Genomic DNA, 21,602 nt, shown 5'->3' with positions numbered 1-21,602 from the left:
GTGCTCGACCTCGCGCACGCCCTGCAGGACCTTCTCCCGGGTGAGCAGGTTGATCCGGCCCAGCTCGTCGTCCTCGCCCCAGTCGCCCCAGGTCGAGCCCGGCGGACGCTGCTTCCAACGCTTCGTCGTCATGGTCACTCCACTTCCTGGCGCCAGTCCTCGTCGACGTCCTGCCACCTGCATGCTACGTATTCTGTACCGACCGGTCAATCAAATCTTCGGGGCGCACTCGGCCGGCTCACCCCGGAGAAGCGCGACGATACGAACGTGCGGCGCGGCGCGGCGCGGCGGATGGTGTAGCGGGCTACACCAGGCATCCGGGAGAAGGGTCCCTCGTGGCGGCGCTCGAACGACGGGATCGTGGTCGGCAGAGATCAGAACCCATCCGCTCCCGCCGAAGGAATGTCCGTGAAGACCCTGCTCGCCGCCGTGAAGTCGTTCATCGCCAATCTGTTGCTGTGGTCGTTCTTCCTGGGCGGTCTCACCGCGAGCACCGCGTCCGGCGCCGTCCTGGACGGCACGGAGAAGAACGTGGCCACCTACGCCGGTATCGCCGTCTCACTGCTGGCGGGCTCACGTATCGCCAGGACGCCGAAGATCAAGGCCTTCCTGTCGAAGCCGTCCACGCTCTGGTTCCTGTTCCTGTTCAACGGCAGTGTGGCCGCGTTCTGCTACTTCACGATGGACGGCGTGAAGGGGATCGCGACCGCCGTCGGTATGGGCCTGGTCTCCCTGGGCGCGGCGGGCGGCCTCGTCTCGAGCCGCAAGGAGCGGACGGCACCCGCGCTCGTGGAGCAGCAGCCCTGGGCCTGACCGCCCGAGCACCGAAGCCCTCGTCAACCCATGAAGTGAAGGGACCCTTTCCATGCCCTCGATCCGCCGTCGTGGCCGTCGTACCGCCACCATCGCCACCGCCGTCGCCGCCGTCGCCGCCGTCACCCTGACCGCCGGACTCCTGACCGGCTGCGAAGACCTCGACAACTCCCTCGGCTGCCTCAGCAACGCCGACTCGATCTCGGACAGCATCAAGGCGATCCACGAGGCCGGCTGGGACGCGGTGAAGGACCCGTCGAAGACCGACGACTCCATAGACACCATCGACAAGAACCTCGACAAGATCAACAAGGAGACGGACGACAACAAGGTCGACAAGGCGGTCGACGATCTGGACAAGGCGATAGACGACTACAACAAGTCGATCCTGAACGGCGACACGAGCCCGGACTCCAGCAGCATCGACGCAGCCGCCGACCGACTGAAGGACGTCTGCACGTCGTGACGTGGTGACGTCGTGACGTCATGAGGGAACGTGAACGGGGCCCTGCCGTACGCCGGCAGGGCCCCGTTCACTCAGTAGCGCTTCCCGACCCTCAGCCCTCGTCGGGCGTCAGCCGCAACGAGATGCTGTTGATGCAGTACCGCTGGTCGGTCGGGGTGGCATACCCCTCCCCTTCGAACACGTGCCCGAGGTGTGATCCGCACCGGGCACACCGCACCTCGGTCCGCACCATCCCGAGCGAGCGGTCCGAGATCAGCTCCACCGCGTCGGTGTCCTTCGGGTCGAAGAAGGACGGCCAGCCGCAGTGCGACTCGAACTTCGTGTCCGAGGTGAAGAGTTCGGCGTCGCAGGCCCGGCAGGAGTAGACGCCCTTCGTCTTGGTGCCCGTGTACTCACCCACGAAGGCGGGTTCCGTGCCGGCCTGACGCAGGACCGTGTACTCGGCCGGCGTCAGCTCCGCGCGCCACTGCTCGTCCGGCTTTTCGACGTCGTACGACATGAAGCTCAGCCCCTTACTGCGAAAAGTCACCGCGAAAGTCACCGTGAAGGCACTGCGGAACCCCGAACGTCACCGTGCCAGACGGTCCAGGATCCGCGGGCCCAGGTCCGTGACATCACCCGCGCCCATGGTGAGAACGAGATCACCGGGCTTCGCCATTCCCGCGACGGTCCCGGGCACCTCCGCCTTGTCGGACACGGCCGTCACATCGGCGCCCGCGGCCCGCGCGGCGTCGATGATCAGCGTGCTCGTCACACCGGGGATCGGGTCCTCACGGGCCGGGTAGATGTCGAGGACGACCGACGCGTCCGCGAGCGCCAGCGACTCGCCCATCTCCCTGCCCAGCTCCTGGGTACGGGAGAAGAGGTGCGGCTGGAAGACCACCAGGATTCGCGCGTCGCCGACCGCCGCCCGCATCGCCTCCAGGTCCGCCGTCATCTCGGTCGGGTGGTGGGCGTAGGAGTCGATGACCTGGACGCCCGCCGCCTCGCCCTTCAGCTGGAGCCGACGCTTCACCCCTGTGTACGCCGCCAGGGCGTGGGCCAGCTCGTCGGCGGGCACGCCCAGCGCGACGCCCGCGGCCAGTGCGGCCACCGCGTTGTGCGCGTAGTGCCGGCCGGGGACCGAGACCGTGAAGGTGAGCCGGGCTCCGTCCAGCTCGACGGTCACCTCGCTCTTCAGCCCCTGCGGTACGACGGACAGCACCCGCACGTCCGCGTCCGCCGACTCCCCGTACGTCACCACCCGCACGGAGTCCGGCAGACGCCGCGTCAGCTCGCGGGCACCGTCGTGGTCGGCGGAGATCACCAGCGTCCCGCCGGGCACGATCCGGCCCGCGAACGTCTCGAAGGACTCGTAGATCTCGCCCATGGACGCGTAGTTGGCGTGGTGGTCGAGTTCGACGTTGAGGACGATCGCGACCTCGGGCGCGTACTTGTGGAAGCTGCGGTCCGATTCGTCCGCCTCGGCCACGAAGATGTCTCCGTCGCCGTGCAGGGCGTTCGAGCCGGGCGCGTCCAGGTCGCCGCCGATCGCGTACGAGGGGTTCAGGCCCAGCTCGCTCAGCGACACCGCCAGCATCGATGTCGTGGTCGTCTTGCCGTGGGTGCCCGCGACCGCGATCGGCCGCAGGCCGTCCATCAGCCGGGCGAGCGCGTCCGAACGGTGGACCACCGGGATCCCGAGCTCAGCCGCCCGCGCCAGCTCCGGGTTGTCCGCGCGGATCGCGGAGGAGACCACGACACAGGTGGCGTCGTCGGCGAGATGCCCGGCCGCGTGCCCGATGTGCACGGTCGCCCCGAGCGCCCGCAGCGCCGCGGCGGTCTCGGACTCCCTGGCATCACTGCCGGCCACCACGGCGCCGCGCTGCGCCAGGATCTTCGCGATCCCCGACATCCCGGCGCCGCCGATGCCGATGAAGTGCGGTCGGTCCATGGCGGTAGGAAGGCCGGGTGCCATGTGCTGTTCTCCCCAAGATCCGGTACAGAAGACGAGCCCCCAGCCTATTCCCTGCGAAGGGGGCGCCTCATGGCCGACGCTCAGCTCATCGACCCAGGGGCGCGGGGCCGTATCGATGTGCGGCTCCGCCGCGTGGGCGCGACCAGCCACAGCGGACCCGCAAGCCGCCACCCCACCCCGGCCAACCCCAGCCCCTACGGCGTCACTCCTTGCTGTGGGAGAACAGCTTCAACACAGGCACGCCCACCTTGTGCCGAGCCCGGGAAGCCCAGTCCCGGTGGAAGAACTCCTCCACGTAGTGGGGATCGGTCAGCACGATGACCTCGTCCGCCTCGATCTCGTCGACCAACCCCCGCAACGCATCGAGCGGATGGTCCTCGACGATCCTCCCGTCCGCCTCGTGCCCGGCCACCCGCAGCGCCGCCAGCGACACCGCGAGCGCCCGCTCCCCCAGCACCGCCGCGTCCGCCCCCTCCGGGGTGTCCCGCTCGTGCGCCGCCTCGTCCAGCTCGCCCAGGGCGATGTCGTCGATGGCCCGCAACAGCCGGTCGGCCTGGTCGCCACGGGGCTGGAGCAGCACGTGGAAAGCCACGCCCTCGTCGCCGTGCAAGGTGGTGACGAACTCCACGTCGGCGGACGTCAGGGCCTTCTCGATCATCAGTACGCTTGTGAACACGACAGGCGCCCTTCTCCTCCGTGGGCCGTTCGTAGGCCCCTGCTGAAACCATCCTGCCCCGTGATCGCACGGGGACTGCGAAATTTAGTGTGCCCAGCGAAAGACAAACGGAACGACAGATTCCGGATCGTGCCGGGACGAGCGGGACCCCGCGCGTCAGGAGCGGTGATAGCGGCTGAACAGGAAGCCGGCCTCCTCCAGCAGAGACACCAGTTCGAAGTGACGGGGAACCGGCACCGAGGGCCCGCCCGAGATCCGCTGGGCGTCCCCCACGGTGAGCATCGGGGAGATCGTCAGACACAGCTCGTCGAGCACGCCGGCCGCCACCAGCTGCCCCAGCAGCCGCGGCCCGCCCTCGGCCAGCAGCCGGGTGTGCCCGAGGCCGGCGAGGGCCTGTACGGCGCGTGCCGGGTCCACGCCCATGCCGTCACCGGCGACGACCACCCGGGCGCCCGCCTTCTCGGCGGCGGCGACCCGGTCGGGGGCGGCAGCGGCACCCGTGAGGATCAGTGTGGGAACCAGGGGCGAGGTGAACAGCGGGAGCGAGTAGTCCAGCTCCAGGCTCGCGCTGACGATCGCGATCGCCGCCGCCTCCCCCTGCCCGGCCGCCTCGCGGGCCGCGGCGAACTCCGCACGCGCGCGTGCCGGACGGTAACCCTCCTGGCGTACCGTTTCCGCACCGACGAGGACCACGTCCGCCAACGCTCTCAGGGTGCCGAAGATCCGCATGTCGGAGGCGGAGGAGATGGGCTGGGAACGGCCGTCGTGCTGGGCGGCGCCGTCGAGCGTGGACACCATGTTGGCGCGCAGCCAGGATTCCCGGCGCCCGTTCGTCCGGTCGGGGTAGGCGTAGGCGGCGGCCAGCTCCGCCAGGCTCCACTCCCGGTCGACCGCTCCGGCACCGGGCGGGCCACCGGCATCCACGGCCCCTCCCGGGACCTCGGCCACTGTCTCTTCGGTCACAGGGAACAGGCGTCGCATGCCAGGCAGTCTGGCACGGCCCTTAGCATGGTGAACCGTGCCTACCATCCCCGAGTCCCCCGGCTTCGGTCCGATACCCGAAACGGCCCCGCTGTCCCTGTGCGTGCGCGAGCCGCATGTCCCCGCGGACCGGCTGGTCGCCGAGATGGTGCCGCCGCCCCGGTTCGACTCGGTGCGCTTCGACACGTACATCCCGGACCCGAACCAGCCCAGCCAGACCGAGGCCGTGCGCGTCCTCGACGGCTTCGCGGGCGGGCTCGGCGGGGCGCACGCCATGGGGGGCGGCAGGCGGGGGTTCTTCGGGTTCGGGAAGGTCAAGGCGTCCAAGGTGCCGGCCGGTCCCCGTGGCGTCTACCTCGACGGCGGTTACGGCGTCGGCAAGACCCACCTCCTCGCCTCCCTCTGGCACGCCACCCCGGCCGAGCCCGCGCTCAAGGCGTTCGGCACCTTCGTGGAGCTGACGAACCTGGTCGGGGCCCTCGGCTTCCAGAAGACCGTCCAGACCCTGTCCGGCCACCGGCTGCTCTGCATCGACGAGTTCGAACTGGACGACCCGGGCGACACCGTCCTCGTCTCGACCCTGCTCGGCAAGCTCGTCGACGCGGGCGTCGCGCTCGCCGCCACCTCGAACACCCTGCCGGGCAAGCTCGGTGAGGGCCGGTTCGCGTCGGCCGACTTCCTGCGCGAGATCCAGGGCCTGTCCGCCCACTTCCGCGCACTGCGCATCGACGGCGAGGACTACCGCCACCGGGGCCTGCCCCAGGCCCCCGCGCCGTACTCCGAGGAGCAGGTGACCAAGGCGGCGTACGCCAACGAGGGCACGTCGCTCGACGACTTCCCGCAGCTCCTCGACCACCTCGCCCGTGTGCACCCCAGCCGGTACGGCGCCCTCACGGACGGGCTGAAGGCCGTGTGCCTCACCGATGTACGGCCGGTCCCGGACCAGTCGACGGCGCTGCGGCTCGTCGTGCTCGCCGACCGGCTGTACGACCGCGAGGTGCCGGTGCTCGCGTCCGGCCAGCCCTTCGACCAGTTGTTCAGCGAGGAGATGCTGAACGGCGGCTACCGCAAGAAGTACTTCCGCGCGATCTCCCGCCTGACCGCGCTGGCCCGCGACGCCAAGGGCCTCGTGGAGCCCTCGTGAGCTCCTGACCTGCAAACCATATGAACAACCGCAGGTCAACGATCAGTTCACGTCATCCCACCCACGCTTTTCAGGCTCTCTTCAGCCTGAAACGCTAAGTTAACCCAGCAAACAACTTCGCAGGGTTAACGTGTTTCTTGACCTGCGATTGACCAACCGTTGACGCGTACAAGAGATCGCGAACTGCCTGGAGGGGGGCGCATGTTCCGAGGTGCTACGGCCCGGACCGTGGTTTCCCTCCTCGCTGCCGCCCTGCTGGCCCTCCAGTTCTTCGCTCCTACGGCATCCTTCGCATCCGCGCACACAGCCCGTCATGCCGAGGCCAAGACCGAGCCCAGAAACAAACCCCGCGCGGCAGCCCAGCGCGACGAGTACGTCACCTGTGGTGATGGCGGCCGTCATCACGACCCGAGCCTGCCCCTGCGCACCCGGGACCGGCATCGCATCGCCGATTCGGGTCCCCAGATGCCCGAGCGCCCGCTCCTCGCAGTGGACCCCACGGCCACGCACGAACCGGAATCGCGCGTCACGGCCCGCCATCAGGCGCCCAGATCACTGACCGCGCACACCCCGGCCGCACTCCAGGTGTTCCGCTGCTGACAGCGGCGACGTCCCCCCACGTTCTGTCAACACGTCCGACTGTCATGTACGTCCGACGCGCCCTCGAGGCGCGCCAGGAGGAGTCACCACATGCAGCCCCTCATCGAGAACGCCCGCACCTTCGGCTCGCGCCCCGAGGAGTTCGCCAAGCTCGCCGAAGGCCAGTCCCCCCAGGTCCTGTTCATCACCTGCTCCGATTCCAGGGTCGTACCGGCCCTGATCACAGGTGCCAGGCCCGGCGAGCTCTTCGAGCTGCGCACCGCGGGCAACATCGTTCCCCCGTACGCCTCCGCCCGCCCCACCGGTGAGGCCGCCACCATCGAGTACGCCGTGGAGGTCCTCGGCGTCAGCGACATCGTCGTCTGCGGCCACTCGCACTGCGGTGCCGTCGGCGCGCTGGTGCGCGGCGACGACCTCACCGCCGTACCCGCCGTACGCGACTGGCTCGCGCACGCCGCCGACGCCCCCTCGACCACAGCCACGAACCCGTCCGACACCGGCGACCCGACGGTCGCCTCCGCCGTCCAGAACCACGTCCTGGCACAGTTGCTGCGGCTGCGCTCCTACCCGTGCGTGGAACAACGCCTGGCGAAGGGCCTGCTGCGCCTGCGCGGCTGGTACTACGAGGTGCACACCGGGTCCGTGCGCGAACACCGCGCCGCCACCGACGCGTTCGAAGCGCTGTGAGGGCCGCCATGTCCATACGCACCAAGGTCCCCCAGCTGCGGCAGGACTTCGCCGCCTCGCTCGTCGTCTTCCTGGTCGCCCTGCCGCTGTGCGTGGGCGTCGCCGTAGCCTCCGGTGTGCCGGCCGAACTCGGCCTGATCACGGGCATCGTGGGCGGCATCGTCACCGGACTCCTGCCGGGCAGCAGCCTCCAGGTGTCGGGGCCCGCCGCCGGCCTCACCGTCCTGGTCTTCGAGGCCGTACGCGAACACGGGCTGCCCGCGCTCGGGGTGATCGTGCTCGCCGCCGGACTGCTCCAACTCGCCATGGGCGCCCTGAAGCTGGGGCGCTGGTTCCGGGCCATCTCGGTGTCCGTCGTCGAGGGCATGCTGGCCGGGATCGGGCTCGTGATCATCGCCGGGCAGCTCTACGCGGCGGCCGGGCTGAAGGCGCCGGCCGCCGGGCTCGACAAGATCACCGGGCTGCCCGAGGCCGCCGCGAAGGCCGCGGGGAGCACCGGCGCGCTGGCCTCGCTGGCGGTCGGCGCGGGCACGATCGCCGTGATCGTGCTGTGGCAGCGACTGCCCAGGAAGATGCGGGCGGTACCGGGCGCGCTCGCCGCGGTGGTCCTGGCGACCGTCGTCACCCTCGTGTTCAGCCTGCCGGTGGCGACGGTCGAGGTGAAGGGCCTGCTGGACGCCGTCCAGTTGCCCGGGCTCGGTGCCTTCGGTGAACTGGCGAGCCTGAGCGTGATCGGTACGGTCGTGGCGTTCACGCTGATCGCGTCCGCCGAGAGCCTGTTCAGCGCCGCCGCGGTGGACCGGCTGCACGACGGTCCGCGCACCCGGTACGACAAGGAGCTGATGGCGCAGGGCGCCGGCAACACCGTGTGCGGGCTGCTGGGCGCGCTGCCGATGACCGCGGTGATCGTTCGCAGCTCGGCGAACGTCCAGGCGGGAGCGCGGACGAAGGCGTCCCGGGTACTGCACGGCGTATGGCTGCTGCTGTTCGCGGCGCTGCTGCCCGGAGCGCTGGCGCTCATCCCGCTGCCCGCGCTGGCGGGCATCCTCGTCCACGCAGGCTGGAAGCTCATACCGGTGCGCGGGGTCGTCTCGCTCTGGCGCGAGCACCGGGGTGAGGCGCTGATCCTGGTGGTCACGGCCCTGGCCATCGTGTGCGTGAACATGTTCGAGGGCGTGCTGATCGGTCTCGCCCTGTCCGTTGGCAAGACCGCCTGGGAGGCCTCGCACCTCAAGCTGGAGGTCATCGACAAGGGCGCCGGGCCCGTCCAGGCGTATCTGTCGGGCAACGCGACCTTCCTGCGGCTGCCGAAGATCCTCGACAGCCTGGAGGCGCTGCCCCAGGACCGGCCGATAGAGCTGGACCTGTCGGGCCTGCACCATCTGGACCACGCCTGCCGCACGGCTCTGGAGAGCTGGGCCGAGCGGCACAGCGCGGCCGGCACGGAACCCGTGAAGATGATGACGACCGTGCCATAGCCTCCGCGGCTCTCGCCCGCACGGCTGCCCGGTCCGGGGCTCGACCCGAGCCCCGGACCGGGCATATCGTTTGTTAAAGGTGCCGATCGGCACGTAAGAGACGGCTGCGAGAGGTCGTCGTCATGCTTCAGGAACTACTGACCGCGGGCATCGCCGCCGGGGCCGCCGGGATCGTCTACGTCGGGGCGGCGGCGCGGGTCGTCAAGCAGTACGAACGCGGGGTCGTCTTCCGGCTCGGCCGCCTCGCCGGAGACGCACGGCCGCCCGGTTTCACGCTGGTCGTCCCGTTCGTCGACCGGCTGCGCAAGGTCAACATGCAGATCGTCACGCTGCCGATCCCGGCCCAGGAGGGCATCACGCGGGACAACGTGACCGTGCGCGTGGACGCGGTCGTCTATTTCAAGGTGGTCGACGCGGCGAACGCGATCATCCAGGTCGAGGACTACCGGTTCGCGGTCTCCCAGATGGCGCAGACCTCGCTGCGCTCGATCATCGGCAAGAGCGACCTGGACGACCTCCTCTCCAACCGAGAAAAGCTCAACCAGGGCCTGGAGTTGATGATCGACAGCCCGGCGATCGGCTGGGGTGTGCAGATCGACCGGGTCGAGATCAAGGACGTCTCCCTGCCGGACACGATGAAGCGCTCGATGGCCCGGCAGGCCGAGGCCGACCGTGAGCGCCGGGCCCGGATCATCAACGCGGACGCCGAGTTGCAGGCCTCGAAGAAGCTCGCGGAGGCCGCCGGAGTGATGTCCGAGCAGCCCGCCGCACTCCAACTCCGCCTGCTCCAGACGGTGGTGGCGGTCGCGGCGGAGAAGAACTCGACGCTCGTGCTGCCCTTCCCGGTGGAACTGCTCCGCTTCCTGGAACGGGCGCAGGTTCAGCAGCAGCCGCCAGGCGGGTCACCCGGCTGAGGCGCGCTACGCGCGTGGTTCCCGGGGCCCGTGCGGCGTGATACACACAGCAAGGTCACAGTCCTGTCCGCCAGCAGGAAGGTTGCCCCCATGTCCGCATTCGGCACGCCCGAACACGACGGTTCCGCAACAGACGCTCTCCCCACGGCAGTTGACGACACCCCCGCGTCCCGACGCCAGGTCCTCGCCCGTACCGGCGCCCTGGGGGCCGGTATCGCCTTCACCGGAGCCCTCTTTGAACTCTTCGCCGGTACCGCCGCCGCCCAGGAGCTGGGTCACTCCGGCTACGGCCCCCTGATCCGCGACCCGAAGGGCCTGCTCGACCTGCCGAAAGGTTTCCGCTATCGGGTCCTGTCCCGCGAGGGCGACCCCCTGCGGTCCGGCGAGGGCGCGGTCCCCTCCAACCACGACGGCATGGCGGCCTTCGCCGGCCGGCACGGCCGCGTCCACCTGGTCCGCAACCACGAGAACCGCGTCACCGCCGAGATCCCGGTCCCGACGGTCAAGGGCTTCACCTACGACCCGATGGGCAAGGGCGGCTGTACGTCCCTCACCCTCGACCGGGACGGCGACGTCCTCACGGAACGGGTCGCCATCGCCGGTACGGCCGTCAACTGCGCGGGCGGGCCCACGCCTTGGGGCACCTGGCTGACCTGCGAGGAGACCGAGGACAAGGCCGGTACCAACGGCTACACCAAGGACCACGGCTTCATCTTCGAGGTCGACGGGGCCGACCCGCACCGCACCGGTGCCGTCCCGCTCACGGCGATGGGCCGCTTCCAGCACGAGGCGATCGCCGTCGACCCGAGAAACGGCATCGTCTACGAAACGGAGGACGCCTTCCTCCGCCCCTTCGGCCTCTTCTACCGCTTCCTGCCCAAGAGGCCGCTGGGCGGGGTGGGTTCACTGCGCGCGGGCGGCCGGCTCCAGGCGATGCGCGTGCCGGGCGTACCCGACCTCTCCTCGGTCCAGGACCCGGGTGCCTCCTTCGACCGCGTCGAGTGGGTGGACGTACCGGACCCACTGGCCGCCCAGACCCCCGTCCGGCTCCAGGACTTCGGGCCGAAGGGCATCACGCACGCGCAGAAGCTGGAGGGCTGCTACTGGGGCGGGCGGTGCGTGTACTTCGTGTCGTCGTTCGCCCGCGCGAGCGACGGCTCGGCGGCCACCCACTTCGGCCAGGTCTGGCGCTACGACCCCGCCGCGCGCCGCCTCACCCTGGTCATCGTCTTCGGCCCGGACACGGACGTCCAGCTGCCCGGCGAGTCGCCGGACAACATCTGTCTCGCCCCGAGCGGCGGCCTGATGGTGTGCGAGGACGGGAGCGGCGCCCAGCACGTGTACGGCGTGACACGCCGGGGCGAGGTGTACGCGATGGCCCGAAACGCCCAGGCGATCACATCAGCCGCCACCGCGGCGGGCGGCACCCCGGACGCCCCCGAGTGGGGCGAGTTCGCAGGCGTCACCTTCTCTCCGGACGGCCGGACGATGTACGTCAACTGCTACACACCCGGCACGACATTCGCCGTACGGGGCCCATGGAAGCGATAACGGGCGCCCCCTGAACCGGGACATGGCGGGCAGGCTCTAACCTGTCCGCCATGAACGCATCGGGGGACCTGGTCGACGGGCGGTTCGAGCTGCTGGAGCGGCTCGGCAGTGGCGGAATGGGCACGGTTTGGCGGGCCCGCGACTCCGTACTGCACCGCGAGGTCGCGCTGAAGGCGGTACGGCCCGACGCGGCGGCGACCGATGCCGTACGGGAGCGGGTGATGCGCGAGGCGCGGGCGCTCGCCCGGCTCAACCACCCGCACGTGGTCACCGTCCATCAGATCATCGACGACGACCCTCATCCCTGGATCGTCATGGAGCTGGTGCCCGGCGTCTCGCTCGACAAGCACCTGGAATCGGGCCCGCTGACGCCGGTGGAGGCGGCGCGGATCGGTGGCCAGGTACTGGACGCGCTGCGCGCGGCGCACGCGGCGGGCGTCCAGCACCGGGACGTGAAACCGGCGAACATCCTTCTGCGGCCGGACGGGAGCGCCGTCCTCACCGACTTCGGAATCGCCGCGCTCCAGGGCGCGACCGCCCTGACCATGACCGGAGAACTCGTCGGCTCCCCCGAGTACATCGCCCCGGAACGCGTCCGCGGCCCCTCCGACGACCCGGCCTCCGATCTGTGGTCCCTGGGAGTCGTGCTGTACGTGTGCGTGGAGGGCGTGAGCCCCCTGCGCCGTGAGACCTCGCTCGCGACGCTGGCCGCGGTCCTGGAGTCCGAGGTCCCGCCGCCGTCCCGCTCCGGCCCGCTGACCCCCGTACTCGAGGCGCTGCTCGAACGGGACCCGGCAGCGCGCCCCGACACGGGCCGGCTGGCGGCGATGCTGGGACAGGTGGCGGCGGGCGGGACGGCGAGATCGGTTCAGCGGACGCTGACGGCGCCCCAGCCCATGCCCCACAGCCCGGAGTCCGGTGCGACACCCTCGCACTCCGCCCACATGGCGGCCGGTGCGGACCGGCGCGAGGCGGGACAGCGGATCCCGCCCTCGCCGTACCGCCGTAAGCGGGTCGCCGTGTCCGCCGTACTCGCGGTCCTCGTCGCGGTCGCCGCCGTTTTCCTCACGCCGCGCCTCCTCGACGGGAACGGCACAGACGGTGGCTCGGGCACGTCGGCCGGTACGCGAACCTCGCCCAACCCTTCGACCGCCTCGCCCAGCGCGACCGGCCGTTGGATCGCCCAGCTCCACTCGGAGCCGGTCGACTCCGGGACCGCCGCCCGTGACGCACGGCTCGCCAAGATCAGGGAGTCGGTGCCGGAGGCGGTGTTCGTGCGCAGCGACGAGTACGCGTCCCTGCGCCCGGGTTACTGGGTGATCTACGCCCCCGGCCCCTTCGCCGACGGCCGTGCCGCGCTGGCCTTCTGCAGCGAACGCGGCCTGACGACCCCGAGCACCTGCCTGGGCCGCTATCTGAGCAACGACGTCGCCGACTTCGACGACCAGTGCCGCCCGCCCGCCGCCAACCCCACCGGGCGCTGCACACGGCACTGAGCGCTCTGCGGGAGGCGTGGTGATCAACCTGCGGGCCGGTGGGGGCAGGTCGCGCAGTTCCCGGCGCCCCTTTCCGCCCGGCGGGGCGCGGCCGGCCGGGTGACATCCGTACGAGTCGCCCTCGCGGCGACCTGCCGGGCAACCCGGGCATTTCTACCTTCATACGATGATCAGTCCCGTACGACGAGTCACCACCGCCTGTGTCCTGGGTGCCGCGCTCACCGCCCTCGCCGGCTGTGGCACCACCCCGGTTCCACAGCGGGTCGAGCGGCCTCCCGCGCTCCCGTCCAACGCCGCCCCCTCACGGCCGCCCACCCTCGCCCCCGGGCCCACCGGCCTGACCCCCGTCTTCCGGAACGGCCCGCGCACCCCGGACAAGACCGTCGCCCTCACCTTCGACGCCGACATGACCGCCGGGCAGGGCGACCGGGCGGCGCGAGGTGAGCGGTTCGACAATCCCCGGCTGATCGCCTCCCTGCGGGCGCTGAACGTGCCGGCGACCGTGTTCATGACGGGACGGTGGGCCGAGGAGTACCCGGTCCAGGCCCGCTCCATCGGACGGGACCCGCTCTTCGAGGTCGGCAACCACTCGTACAGCCACTACGCCTTCACCGAGGACTGCTACGGGCTGCCGACCATCGCCGGCTCGGCCTCCGGCCCCGCTGCCGGGGAACGGATGCGCGCCGACGTCGGGCGGGCCTTCGCCGCCTTGCGGGCCGCCGGGGTGCCCAGGGCCATGCCCTACTTCCGCTTCCCCGGCGGGTGTTACGACCGGCGGGCGCTGCGCGCCCTGAGCGCGGCCGGGGTCACCGCCGTGCAGTGGGACGTGGTCAGCGGGGACGCCTTCGCGACGGACGCCGGCGCCGTGGCCCGGGAGGTGCTGGAGGGCGTCCGGCCCGGGTCGGTCGTCGTCATGCACTGCACGCGCAGTGCCGCCCCGGCGACCGAGCGGGCCGTCCGCAGAATCGTGCCCACGCTGCGCGAGCGCGGCTTCCGGTTCGTGAAGGTGTCCGAGCTGATCGGGGCCACGGGTGGGCGGCGGTGACCGGCCTACGCTGGTGCCATGAGTGACGAGCACCAGCACACGCACGAGGATGAAGCGGTTGGGCCGCCGTACGCGGAGTGCGTGCTGTGCCGGGAGCCGACCGAGTACCCGGCGTCGCGGAAGGGCATCACGCTCTGCCCGGTCTGTGAATGGCAGGAGGCTCAGCGCAACGCCTGTTCAGGGTGAGCGGCGTGAGGTGAGGGCGCAGGCCGCGGCGGTCGCCGTCGCCGTGAGCAGGGCCGCCGCGGCCAGTGGCAGCAGGGGCACCGGGATCGTGCCCGAGCGCGAGCCGGTCACCAGGGCCGTGATCGCCGACTTGGCCGGGGAGCCGGTCACCACCATCGCCAGCAGCGCGCCGAGCATCATCGCGGGCACCGCCCGGCCGGGTGAGCGCAGCAGCGGCCAGGTCGTGAGCGCGCCGACGGCAGTGCCGAGCAGGGCGCACGCCAGGGCGGCGAGCAGCCCGGCTCCACCGGCCGGGAGCGGCTCGACCCGGATCCGGTGATCGGCGTTCGCCGGGTCGCTGATCAGGGTCACCACGACGGTCGCGGCCGTAGCGAGCGCCGCCGAGGCGGCCAGTGCCACCAGGAGACAGGCGAGGTGTGCCCGTCCGGGGCCGACGGCCGCGGCCACGGCGGCACGGGCGGCGGGCGGCTCGTTGCCCGCGCAGATCCGCACCAGCCAGGCGGCCACCGGCAGGACGGCCGCCGCGGCATACCCGAGCGAGTCGAGCACCGGCTGCCCGCCCTGCACCCCGACGCCCAGGAACACCGCGTAGAGGATGAACGGGGGCAGCCAGCGCTGCGAACGCACAAGCAGGGCTGCCTGGTAGCGCAGGAGGGCGGTCATCGGCGGCTTTCGTCGGTGGCGAGCGGTGCGGGTACGGCGGTGCCGGCGGGCGTTCCGAGGGTTTCGGGCGTTCCGGCCGTCTCGGGTCGCACGCTCACCACGTGCCAGGGCGGGCGGGCCGTGAGCAGGGCGCGGAGTACGACGTCCGAGTGGGTCCGGGGGACGGTGAGCCGGTGGCCGCCCGGTGTCGCGGTCTCCGCGCTCGACGTCGTCCACCTCAGCGCCTCGGCCGGGGGCCGCGCGCCCGGCGGACCCTGGGCCTCGACGACCAGGTGCGGGCCGGCGGTTTCCGGTGAACCGGCTTGTGTCGTACGGAGGTCGAGGCCGCCCCCGATCACGGTGTACGTCGCGTCGGGCGCCCCCGCCAGGCGGCCCGGGTCGTGGTCGACGAACACCACCGAGGCGCCGGACGCGGTGAGTTCGGCGACGACCCGCTCCAACTCGCCCCGGGCCGCGGTGTCGAGGCCCGTCCACGCCTCGTCGAGGACGAGCAGCTCCGGGTCGGCGAGGAGTGCCTGCGCGACCGCGACCTTCTGGCTGCTGCCCTTCGACAGCTCAGCCATGGGCGTCCGGGCGTACGCGGCGGCGCCGAGCCGCTCCAGCCACTCGTCGGCGGCCCGGGCGGCGGCCGTACGGGACAGTCCGTGCACGGCGCCCAGATGTGTGAGGTAGCCGTGCGCGGTGAAAGGGAGCGCTGCCGGGAAGCGCTCGGGGACGTACGCGGTGCGCGGGCGGCCGGTGAGGGTGCCTTCCGTGGGGGCGTCGATGCCGGCGAGCACGCGCAGGAGGGTGGACTTGCCGGTGCCGTTGGCACCCTCGATACGGGTGAGAGTGCCGGGCGCCAACGCCAGGTCCACGCCCCGCAGGACCCAGGGGCCGCGCAGTCCGTAGCGGCGGCCCACACCGTCCAGTCGAAGGTCACGTCGCACGCTGTCCCCGCCCTCTCCCCCGGAAGAGCCGATCTTCCGCCTGGCAGACTGAAGGACGTGACCAACGACCCGGCCGTTCCCGGCGACAGCCCTTTCCGCTCCGAGCGATCGCCTCGTGACGAGGCCCCTCAGTTCGTCCTCCCTCTCGTCGCCCGGATCGAGAAGGCCGAGCCGCCCGCTCGTACGGACGCGTTGGAGACGGCCGCCCGAGCCGTTCTCGTGATCCTCGGCGACGAGCGGTCGGCTGGCGACGGGGAGTGGGCGGAGGTCATGCGGGACTGGCAGGACGCCCGGATCCGCAAGGTCGTGCGGCGGGCTCGGGGTGCCGAGTGGCGGCGGGCCGAGGCGCTGCCCGGCATCACGGTCACCGGCAAGTCGGCCGAGGTACGGGTCTTCCCGCCCGTTCCGCTGGACGGCTGGCCCAAGGACCTGGCCCGGCTCCAGGTGTCCGGCACCGACCTGGAGGACCCGGAGCCGCCGCTCGGCCCCGACCCGGCGGTGCCCGTCCTCTGGCTGAACCCCGAGCTGGACATGTCGGCGGGCAAGGCGATGGCCCAGACGGGACACGGCGCCCAGCTGGCGTGGTGGGAACTGTCGGACGAGGCTCGCGCGCTCTGGCGGGAGGCGAGCTTCCCGCTCGCCGTCCGCACGGCGGAGCCGGACCACTGGCGCGAACTGACCTCCGGTGGACTCCCATTGGTCCGTGATGCCGGTTTCACGGAGATCGCGCCCGGTTCGGCGACGGTGGTCGCGGACCATCGCCCCCTGGGTCGCACAGGATTCAAACATCTTCGTTGAACATCCCCGGGTTCCCGCTCGTACTTTCTGACGCTGGCCATGTACCACATGCCCAACGACCAGTTGGTTTCCCCGGGAGGCTCCTTTGCCGCGCTTCAACCACTCGGCCCTCGTCATCGCGGCCCTGACGACGACCATCGCCGCGCTCTCGTTCCCGGTGTGGTCCTACGCCGACCGCTCCGGCACCGGCGTGTCGAACACGGCCGCCGGCACGGTGAACACCCAGTGGGGGCCGCTCACCGCCTCGGACCGCAGCCTGATCGTGCGCGTCCGGCTGGCCGGCCTGTGGGAAGGGCCCGCCGGGGAGAAGGCGATGGACAAGTCCAGCAGCGCCACCGTCAAGGCGGCGGCGGACCACCTGCTGGTGGGCCACGGCGACCTGGACGAGCGGGTGCGGAAGGTCGCCGCCCAGCTCAATGTCGAGCTGCCCAACCAGCCGAACGAGGCGCAGCAGGGCTTCCTCGCCCAGATGGACGCCGCCCAGGGCAAGGAGTTCGACCGGGTCTGGGCGAGCCTCCTGCGGAAGGCACACGGCACGATCTTCCCGGACATCGCGACGATCCGGAACCAGACCCAGAACTCGCTGGTGCGTCAACTGGCGACGGACACCAACCAGACCGTGCTCGACCACATCACGATGCTGGAGAAGACCGGAGCGGTCGACTTCGACGCCATCGCCAACGGCACGATCTGACTCGTGTACACGTGACAGCGGCCCAGGCCCGCTCGGTGTCCTGACCACTCCCTCACGTACGTCCCTCACCAGCCACGTATCAGTCCCCAACGACCAGTTGGGTTCCCCCGGGAGGCTCCCTTGCCCCGCACGAACGGCACGTTCCTCGTCGGCCTCGCCATCGCAGGCACCGTCGGCGCGCTCGCGTACCCCGTGTTCTACTCGTACCCGCACCGCAACGACGCCACGACGGCCGCCGCGATCACCGGAGACACGGTGAACACCCAGTGGGGGCCGCTGACCCCCTTGGACCGCGAACTCATCGTGCGCGTCCGGCTGGCCGGGCTGTGGGAACTGCCCGCGGGGCAACAGGCGATGTCGAAGTCCAGCAGTCCCGCCGTCAGGGAGGCGGCCCAGCACCTGATCACGGGCCACAACGACCTCGACAAGCGGGCACGGAGCGTCTCCCAGCAGCTCGGTGTCCCGATCCCCAACCAGCCGAACGCACAGCAGCAGGGCTTCCTGGACCAGATGACGGCGGCCTCGGCCGCGGACTACGACAAGGTCTGGGCGAACCTCCTGCGGCAGGCGCACGGCAACATCCTCCCGGTCATCGCGACGGTACGGAACAAGACCCAGAACACGCTGGTGCGTCAACTGGCCTCGGACACCAACCAGACGGTGCTCGACCACATCACGATCCTGGAGAAGACCGGCAAGATCGACTTCCAGGCGATCGCCGAGAAGGCCGCCGGACCCAGCGCCAGTCCGACCGGTCCGCCGCCGCCGTCCCCCGGAGTGGTGCCGCCCGTCGCGCCCGCGGTGGAGCCGACCGGCAACCCCGTGACGTCCTCGAAGCCGTCGCCGCCGGCACCCGGCACGATCAACACCAACCGGCCGGAGGCCCCGGACCCCAACAAGCTCGCCCAGGGCCAGTAGGCGGACGGGAACGGGCGGGCGCAAGCTCAAATGTTGCTCTGAAGGTCGCCGGGGAGGGGTTCGACCCCGGCAACCCGGGCCATCACTCCGTGGACCGAGAAGGTCGGAGAAGGGGACGGACCATGAAGCGACCGGAGCGACTGGGTACGGGCATCGGGTGGCGGCCGGAGATCGCGGACGCCGTGGAGGCCATGCCGGGCATCGACTGGGTCGAGGCGGTGGCCGAGAACCTCTGCCCCGGGCATCTCCCCGAGTCGCTGCTGCGGCTGCGCGAGCGCGGCGTGACGGTCGTCCCGCACGGTGTCTCCCTGGGCCTCGGCGGCGCGGACCGGCCCGCCAAGGACCGGCTCACCGCGCTCGCCGAGCGGGCCGAGGCGCTGGGCTCGCCCCTGGTGACCGAGCACATCGCGTTCGTCCGGGCCGGCGGTCCGCTGACCGCGTCCCCGCTGCTGGAGGCCGGGCACCTGCTGCCCGTGCCCCGCACCCGGGACGCGCTCGACGTGCTGTGCGAGAACGTCCGTATCGCACAGGCGGCGCTGCCGGTGCCACTGGCCGTCGAGAACATCGCCGCGCTCCTCGCCTGGCCCGGCGAGGAGCTCACGGAGGGCCAGTTCCTGTACGAGCTGGCCGACCGGACCGGCGTACGCCTCCTCATCGATGTCGCCAACCTGTACACGAACCACGTCAACCGGGGCGAGGACCCGGCGAAGGCCCTGGCCGAGCTGCCCGTCGAGGCCATCGCGTACGTCCATGTCGCGGGCGGCTTCGAACGGGACGGCGTCTGGCACGACAGCCACGCCCACCCGGTCCCGCCCCAGGTCCTCGACATCCTCACGGACCTCGCCTCCAGGGTCACGCCGCCCGGCGTGCTGCTGGAGCGGGACGACAACTTCCCCGAGGCGGGCGAGCTGGAGCGGGAGCTGGACGCGATCCGCGGGGCGCTGAAGGCTGCCGCGCCCTCAAAGCCCCCAAAGCCGGTCACCGCGGAGGCGACGGCTCCGGCGACGCCGGCCGCGCCCATGGCCGACGAGGCACCCGAATCCGTCTCCGCCCCCGCCCGCCAGCGCCTCGCCCTCGCGCAGGCCGCGCTGCTCTCCGCGCTCGTCGCGGGGACGCCCGCGCCGGAGGGGTTCGACCGGGTGCGGCTCGGGGTGCAGTCGCGGGCGCTCGGGGCGAAGCGGGCCGATGTCGTGGCGAAGATCGCACCGGAGCTGCCCGAGATCCTCGGGGCGGGATACCGCCCCGCCTTCCTCGCCTACGCGCACGGGCACCCCATGTCCGACGGCTACCGGCACGACGCGCTGGACTTCGCCGCGCACCTGCTGCTCGGCGGGCTGCCCAAGTCCCCCGAGACCCCCGAGAACGCGGAGAGCCGGCGGCGACTGCGCGAGTGGTGGCTCGACCGCTCGGGTCCGGCCCCGCGCTCGCAGCGCCCCACGGCCCGGCTGGCCCGGGCCACCCGACGCGTACTCCTGCGCCGCTGAGGCACTGGAGGCGCCGGGGGCACCGAGCGACGAACGTCACTCCTCCCGCGTACGCCGTCCCACCATCCGCTGCCGGGCGGGCACCTCCACCCCAACCCGTGCAAACTGTGCGGGGATTAACAGTGCCGCCCAATACACGACACTTCACCGTCCGGTTTATTGGCGTTTCACACGGTATGCAACAGGCTCACGCTCCCTCATCCGGCGTTCGCCCCCTCCCCCGGGGCCGTCTCCTCGCGTACCGCAGTCGGCGTACGACCCGCAGTACGATGCGAACTCCGTGCCCGAAGCGCATTAGCGTGCGGTGCCGCAAGCAGGAGGCACCATGCGATCCATCCACCGTCCCGGTCTCGGCGGCACCGGGCTCATCGTCGCGGGTCTGGCGACGACCCTCGTGGCACTGTTCTTCCCGGTCTGGTCGTACACGGACCGCTCCGGCACCGGCGTGGACGTGCTCAACGCGCAGACCGTGTCGACGCGGTTCGGCCCGCTGTCGGCGCTCGACCGCGAGTTCCTCACCAAGGTCCGGCTGGCCGGGCTGTGGGAACTGCCCGCCGGCCAGCAGGCCCAGGAACGCGGCACCACCGAGGCCGTACGGATCGCGGGCCGGCATCTGATCGAGGGGCACACGTTCCTCGACGAGCGGGTCCGGGACGTGGCCGCGCGGCTCGCGTTCGAACTCCCCAACCAGCCGAGCGAACAGCAGCGCGGGTGGCTCGGCACCATGGACGCGGCCCATGGCGAGGACTTCGACCGCGAGTTCGCCAACCTGCTGCGGATGGCGCACGGCAAGGTCTTCTCCGTCGTCGCACAGGTCCGCGCGAGCACCCGCAACTCCCTGGTCCGCACCCTCGCCGACGACGCGAACCGGACCGTCCTCGACCACATCCAGGTCCTGGAGGCCACGGGGTACGTCGACTTCGACGCCCTCGCCCAGGGCATGGCCGCCGCGAGCACCCCGCCGCTCACCAACTCCCCGGCCCCGCCCGGCCCGACGACCGCACCCGCGTCCGCCGTGCCGGTGACGCCCTCGCCGGCCGCGACCTATCCGCTGCCGCCGCCGGCCACCAGCCCGCCGCCGAAGCCCACGGAGCCGACGGAGCCCGCCTAGGAACCCCGAACCGGCCACCGCGCATACGTCGCGTACCGGCCATACCTCGTCCATATCCTGAAAGCCCATGGCGTTCCAGGCACCCTTCGCATAGAACAACGGCATGTTCTGGTCCTTCCTCCTGCTGCTGGCCTGGATCGCCGCCGGTACGGCGTGCCTCCGGCTGTGTCTGGCCGCCGTACACGCGGGTGCCGTCGATCCGGACGCGGGCCCCGGCGGTCGCGGGCGTGACCTGACGCTGTACGAGGCCGCGTTCCTGTCCGGCGGACCGGCGCGGGTCGCCGATCTCACGCTGGTGTCGATGGCCCGCCAACGGCGGCTGCTGCTCGCCCACACCGGCTGGGCGACCGTCGTCGATCCGAGCGGGCGCGACGAGATGGAGCGGTCGGTGATAGGCGCCATCGGGCCGGAGGGCCAGTCACGCATCGCCCCGGTGCGGACGGCCGCGGCCGGCACGGAGGCCGTACGGAGGCTCGCGGACCGGCTCGTCGCGGCGGGCCTGGCCGTGCCCGAGGGCGCCAGGCGTGGAATCGCGTTCGCGGTCCGTCAGGCGCGGGCCGCCGCGCTGGCCGTGTTCACGCTGGGCGCGGTGGCCCTGCTGGTGCCGGGGCGGGGTGCCGTGCCGCGCGACCTGGTCGCCCTCTGGTTCGCGCTCCCCCTCGTCCTCACCCTGAGCTGCCTCGCCATCGCCCGGATCGAGGTCCACCCCTACTCGCGCTGGGCGTCACCGGCCGGACAACGGCTGCTCACCACCCTGACCCGGCGGACCAGGACCACCGACCCCCACGACACCGGCGACGAACGCACGTACCTCACCTCCGTCGCCGTACTCGGGGTCCGCGCGGTCGACGAGCCCGATCTGCGCGCCGCCTTCGCACACCGGGAGCCGTAGGGCCGGTCCGGCGGACCATGGCGGAGACCCCGGCGCCCCGGGGGGTGTGCGGGGGCGCATAGGAGTGCTCGCGGCGACACCGGGCGGGCGGTGCTTGCCTTCGCCGACCGGCGCCCGAA

Annotated in this window: 23 protein-coding genes; 17 read left to right on the top strand and 6 right to left on the bottom strand. The window is 71.6% G+C overall.

Going from position 1 to position 21,602, the window contains the following annotated elements:
• The first annotated feature begins 408 nt into the window (after positions 1–408).
• Entirely contained in the window at positions 409–813 is a 405-nt protein-coding gene (locus G3I56_RS29940) for a DUF751 domain-containing protein (protein WP_164414352.1), read from the top strand.
• 52 nt (positions 814–865) lie between these two features.
• Positions 866–1,279 carry a hypothetical protein gene (locus G3I56_RS29935; protein ID WP_164414349.1) on the top strand — a complete coding sequence of 138 codons (414 nt, stop codon included), beginning with the start codon at positions 866–868 and terminating at the stop codon, positions 1,277–1,279.
• 91 nt (positions 1,280–1,370) lie between these two features.
• Here G3I56_RS29935 and msrB read toward each other — a convergent pair whose 3' ends face one another.
• The 4 genes from msrB to G3I56_RS29915 all read right to left on the bottom strand — a co-directional run bounded on the left by msrB (position 1,371) and on the right by G3I56_RS29915 (position 4,893).
• A complete protein-coding gene (gene msrB, locus G3I56_RS29930; RefSeq protein ID WP_164414381.1) occupies positions 1,371–1,778 on the bottom strand; it encodes a peptide-methionine (R)-S-oxide reductase MsrB in 408 nt (135 codons plus the stop codon).
• 69 nt (positions 1,779–1,847) lie between these two features.
• Positions 1,848–3,236, bottom strand: a complete 1,389-nt coding sequence (gene murC / locus G3I56_RS29925; protein WP_203690943.1) for a UDP-N-acetylmuramate--L-alanine ligase — start codon at positions 3,234–3,236, stop codon at positions 1,848–1,850.
• Between the two features lie 202 nt (positions 3,237–3,438).
• Entirely contained in the window at positions 3,439–3,912 is a 474-nt protein-coding gene (locus G3I56_RS29920; protein WP_164414345.1) for an indole-3-glycerol phosphate synthase, read from the bottom strand.
• Positions 3,913–4,068: 156 nt separating this feature from the next.
• Positions 4,069–4,893, bottom strand: coding sequence for a dihydrofolate reductase family protein (locus G3I56_RS29915; RefSeq protein ID WP_203690942.1), 825 nt, complete (start codon positions 4,891–4,893; stop codon positions 4,069–4,071).
• Positions 4,894–4,930: 37 nt separating this feature from the next.
• Between G3I56_RS29915 and zapE the strand changes: the two genes are divergently transcribed.
• From zapE to G3I56_RS43325, 9 genes are all read left to right on the top strand, one after another.
• Positions 4,931–6,037: a cell division protein ZapE gene (gene zapE / locus G3I56_RS29910; RefSeq protein WP_164414341.1), complete on the top strand. Its 1,107-nt coding sequence runs from the start codon at positions 4,931–4,933 to the stop codon at positions 6,035–6,037.
• Positions 6,038–6,238: 201 nt separating this feature from the next.
• The gene (locus G3I56_RS29905; protein ID WP_164414339.1) at positions 6,239–6,637 is read left to right on the top strand and encodes a hypothetical protein; all 399 of its coding nucleotides are present in this window, start codon (positions 6,239–6,241) and stop codon (positions 6,635–6,637) included.
• 90 nt (positions 6,638–6,727) lie between these two features.
• Positions 6,728–7,324, top strand: a complete 597-nt coding sequence (locus G3I56_RS29900) for a carbonic anhydrase (RefSeq protein ID WP_164414337.1) — start codon at positions 6,728–6,730, stop codon at positions 7,322–7,324.
• 8 nt (positions 7,325–7,332) lie between these two features.
• On the top strand, positions 7,333–8,802 hold the full coding sequence (locus G3I56_RS29895; RefSeq protein ID WP_164414335.1) for a SulP family inorganic anion transporter: 1,470 nt from the start codon (positions 7,333–7,335) through the stop codon (positions 8,800–8,802).
• Positions 8,803–8,924: 122 nt separating this feature from the next.
• Positions 8,925–9,716, top strand: coding sequence for a slipin family protein (locus G3I56_RS29890; RefSeq protein ID WP_164414332.1), 792 nt, complete (start codon positions 8,925–8,927; stop codon positions 9,714–9,716).
• A 90-nt stretch (positions 9,717–9,806) separates the two neighbouring features.
• Positions 9,807–11,267, top strand: coding sequence for an alkaline phosphatase PhoX (locus G3I56_RS29885; protein WP_239135181.1), 1,461 nt, complete (start codon positions 9,807–9,809; stop codon positions 11,265–11,267).
• 50 nt (positions 11,268–11,317) lie between these two features.
• Positions 11,318–12,763 carry a serine/threonine-protein kinase gene (locus G3I56_RS29880; protein ID WP_164414330.1) on the top strand — a complete coding sequence of 482 codons (1,446 nt, stop codon included), beginning with the start codon at positions 11,318–11,320 and terminating at the stop codon, positions 12,761–12,763.
• A 166-nt stretch (positions 12,764–12,929) separates the two neighbouring features.
• A complete protein-coding gene (locus G3I56_RS29875) occupies positions 12,930–13,808 on the top strand; it encodes a polysaccharide deacetylase family protein (RefSeq protein WP_164414328.1) in 879 nt (292 codons plus the stop codon).
• A gap of 18 nt (positions 13,809–13,826) precedes the next feature.
• Positions 13,827–13,994, top strand: a complete 168-nt coding sequence (locus G3I56_RS43325; RefSeq protein ID WP_203690941.1) for a hypothetical protein — start codon at positions 13,827–13,829, stop codon at positions 13,992–13,994.
• Here G3I56_RS43325 and G3I56_RS29870 read toward each other — a convergent pair.
• Together G3I56_RS29870 and G3I56_RS29865 are read right to left on the bottom strand one after the other, a co-directional pair.
• The gene (locus G3I56_RS29870; protein ID WP_164414326.1) at positions 13,986–14,657 is read right to left on the bottom strand and encodes an ABC transporter; all 672 of its coding nucleotides are present in this window, start codon (positions 14,655–14,657) and stop codon (positions 13,986–13,988) included. The genes G3I56_RS43325 and G3I56_RS29870 overlap by 9 nt on opposite strands.
• On the bottom strand, positions 14,654–15,586 hold the full coding sequence (locus G3I56_RS29865) for an ATP-binding cassette domain-containing protein (RefSeq protein WP_164414324.1): 933 nt from the start codon (positions 15,584–15,586) through the stop codon (positions 14,654–14,656). The genes G3I56_RS29870 and G3I56_RS29865 overlap by 4 nt, the downstream gene beginning before the upstream one ends.
• 57 nt (positions 15,587–15,643) lie before the next feature.
• Between G3I56_RS29865 and G3I56_RS29860 the strand changes: the two genes are divergently transcribed.
• From G3I56_RS29860 to G3I56_RS29835, 6 genes are all read left to right on the top strand, one after another.
• A complete protein-coding gene (locus tag G3I56_RS29860) occupies positions 15,644–16,384 on the top strand; it encodes an aminoacyl-tRNA hydrolase (RefSeq protein WP_164414322.1) in 741 nt (246 codons plus the stop codon).
• 85 nt (positions 16,385–16,469) lie between these two features.
• Positions 16,470–17,078 (top strand): DUF4142 domain-containing protein, encoded by a 609-nt coding sequence (locus tag G3I56_RS29855; RefSeq protein WP_164414320.1) that lies wholly within the window; start codon positions 16,470–16,472, stop codon positions 17,076–17,078.
• Between the two features lie 120 nt (positions 17,079–17,198).
• Complete coding sequence (locus G3I56_RS29850) at positions 17,199–17,996, top strand: DUF4142 domain-containing protein (protein WP_164414318.1); 798 nt, start codon at positions 17,199–17,201, stop codon at positions 17,994–17,996.
• A gap of 122 nt (positions 17,997–18,118) precedes the next feature.
• The gene (locus tag G3I56_RS29845; RefSeq protein WP_164414316.1) at positions 18,119–19,480 is read left to right on the top strand and encodes a DUF692 domain-containing protein; all 1,362 of its coding nucleotides are present in this window, start codon (positions 18,119–18,121) and stop codon (positions 19,478–19,480) included.
• 325 nt (positions 19,481–19,805) lie between these two features.
• A complete protein-coding gene (locus G3I56_RS29840) occupies positions 19,806–20,591 on the top strand; it encodes a DUF4142 domain-containing protein (protein WP_164414314.1) in 786 nt (261 codons plus the stop codon).
• Positions 20,592–20,694: 103 nt separating this feature from the next.
• Entirely contained in the window at positions 20,695–21,483 is a 789-nt protein-coding gene (locus tag G3I56_RS29835; RefSeq protein ID WP_164414312.1) for a TIGR04222 domain-containing membrane protein, read from the top strand.
• Positions 21,484–21,602: the final 119 nt, after the last annotated feature.

The sequence above is a fragment of the Streptomyces sp. SID12488 genome (assembly GCF_010548275.1).
Lineage (GTDB): Bacteria > Actinomycetota > Actinomycetes > Streptomycetales > Streptomycetaceae > Streptomyces.
Note: the sequence above shows the minus strand (reverse complement) of the source record. Positions and strands in the feature narration are given on the sequence as shown.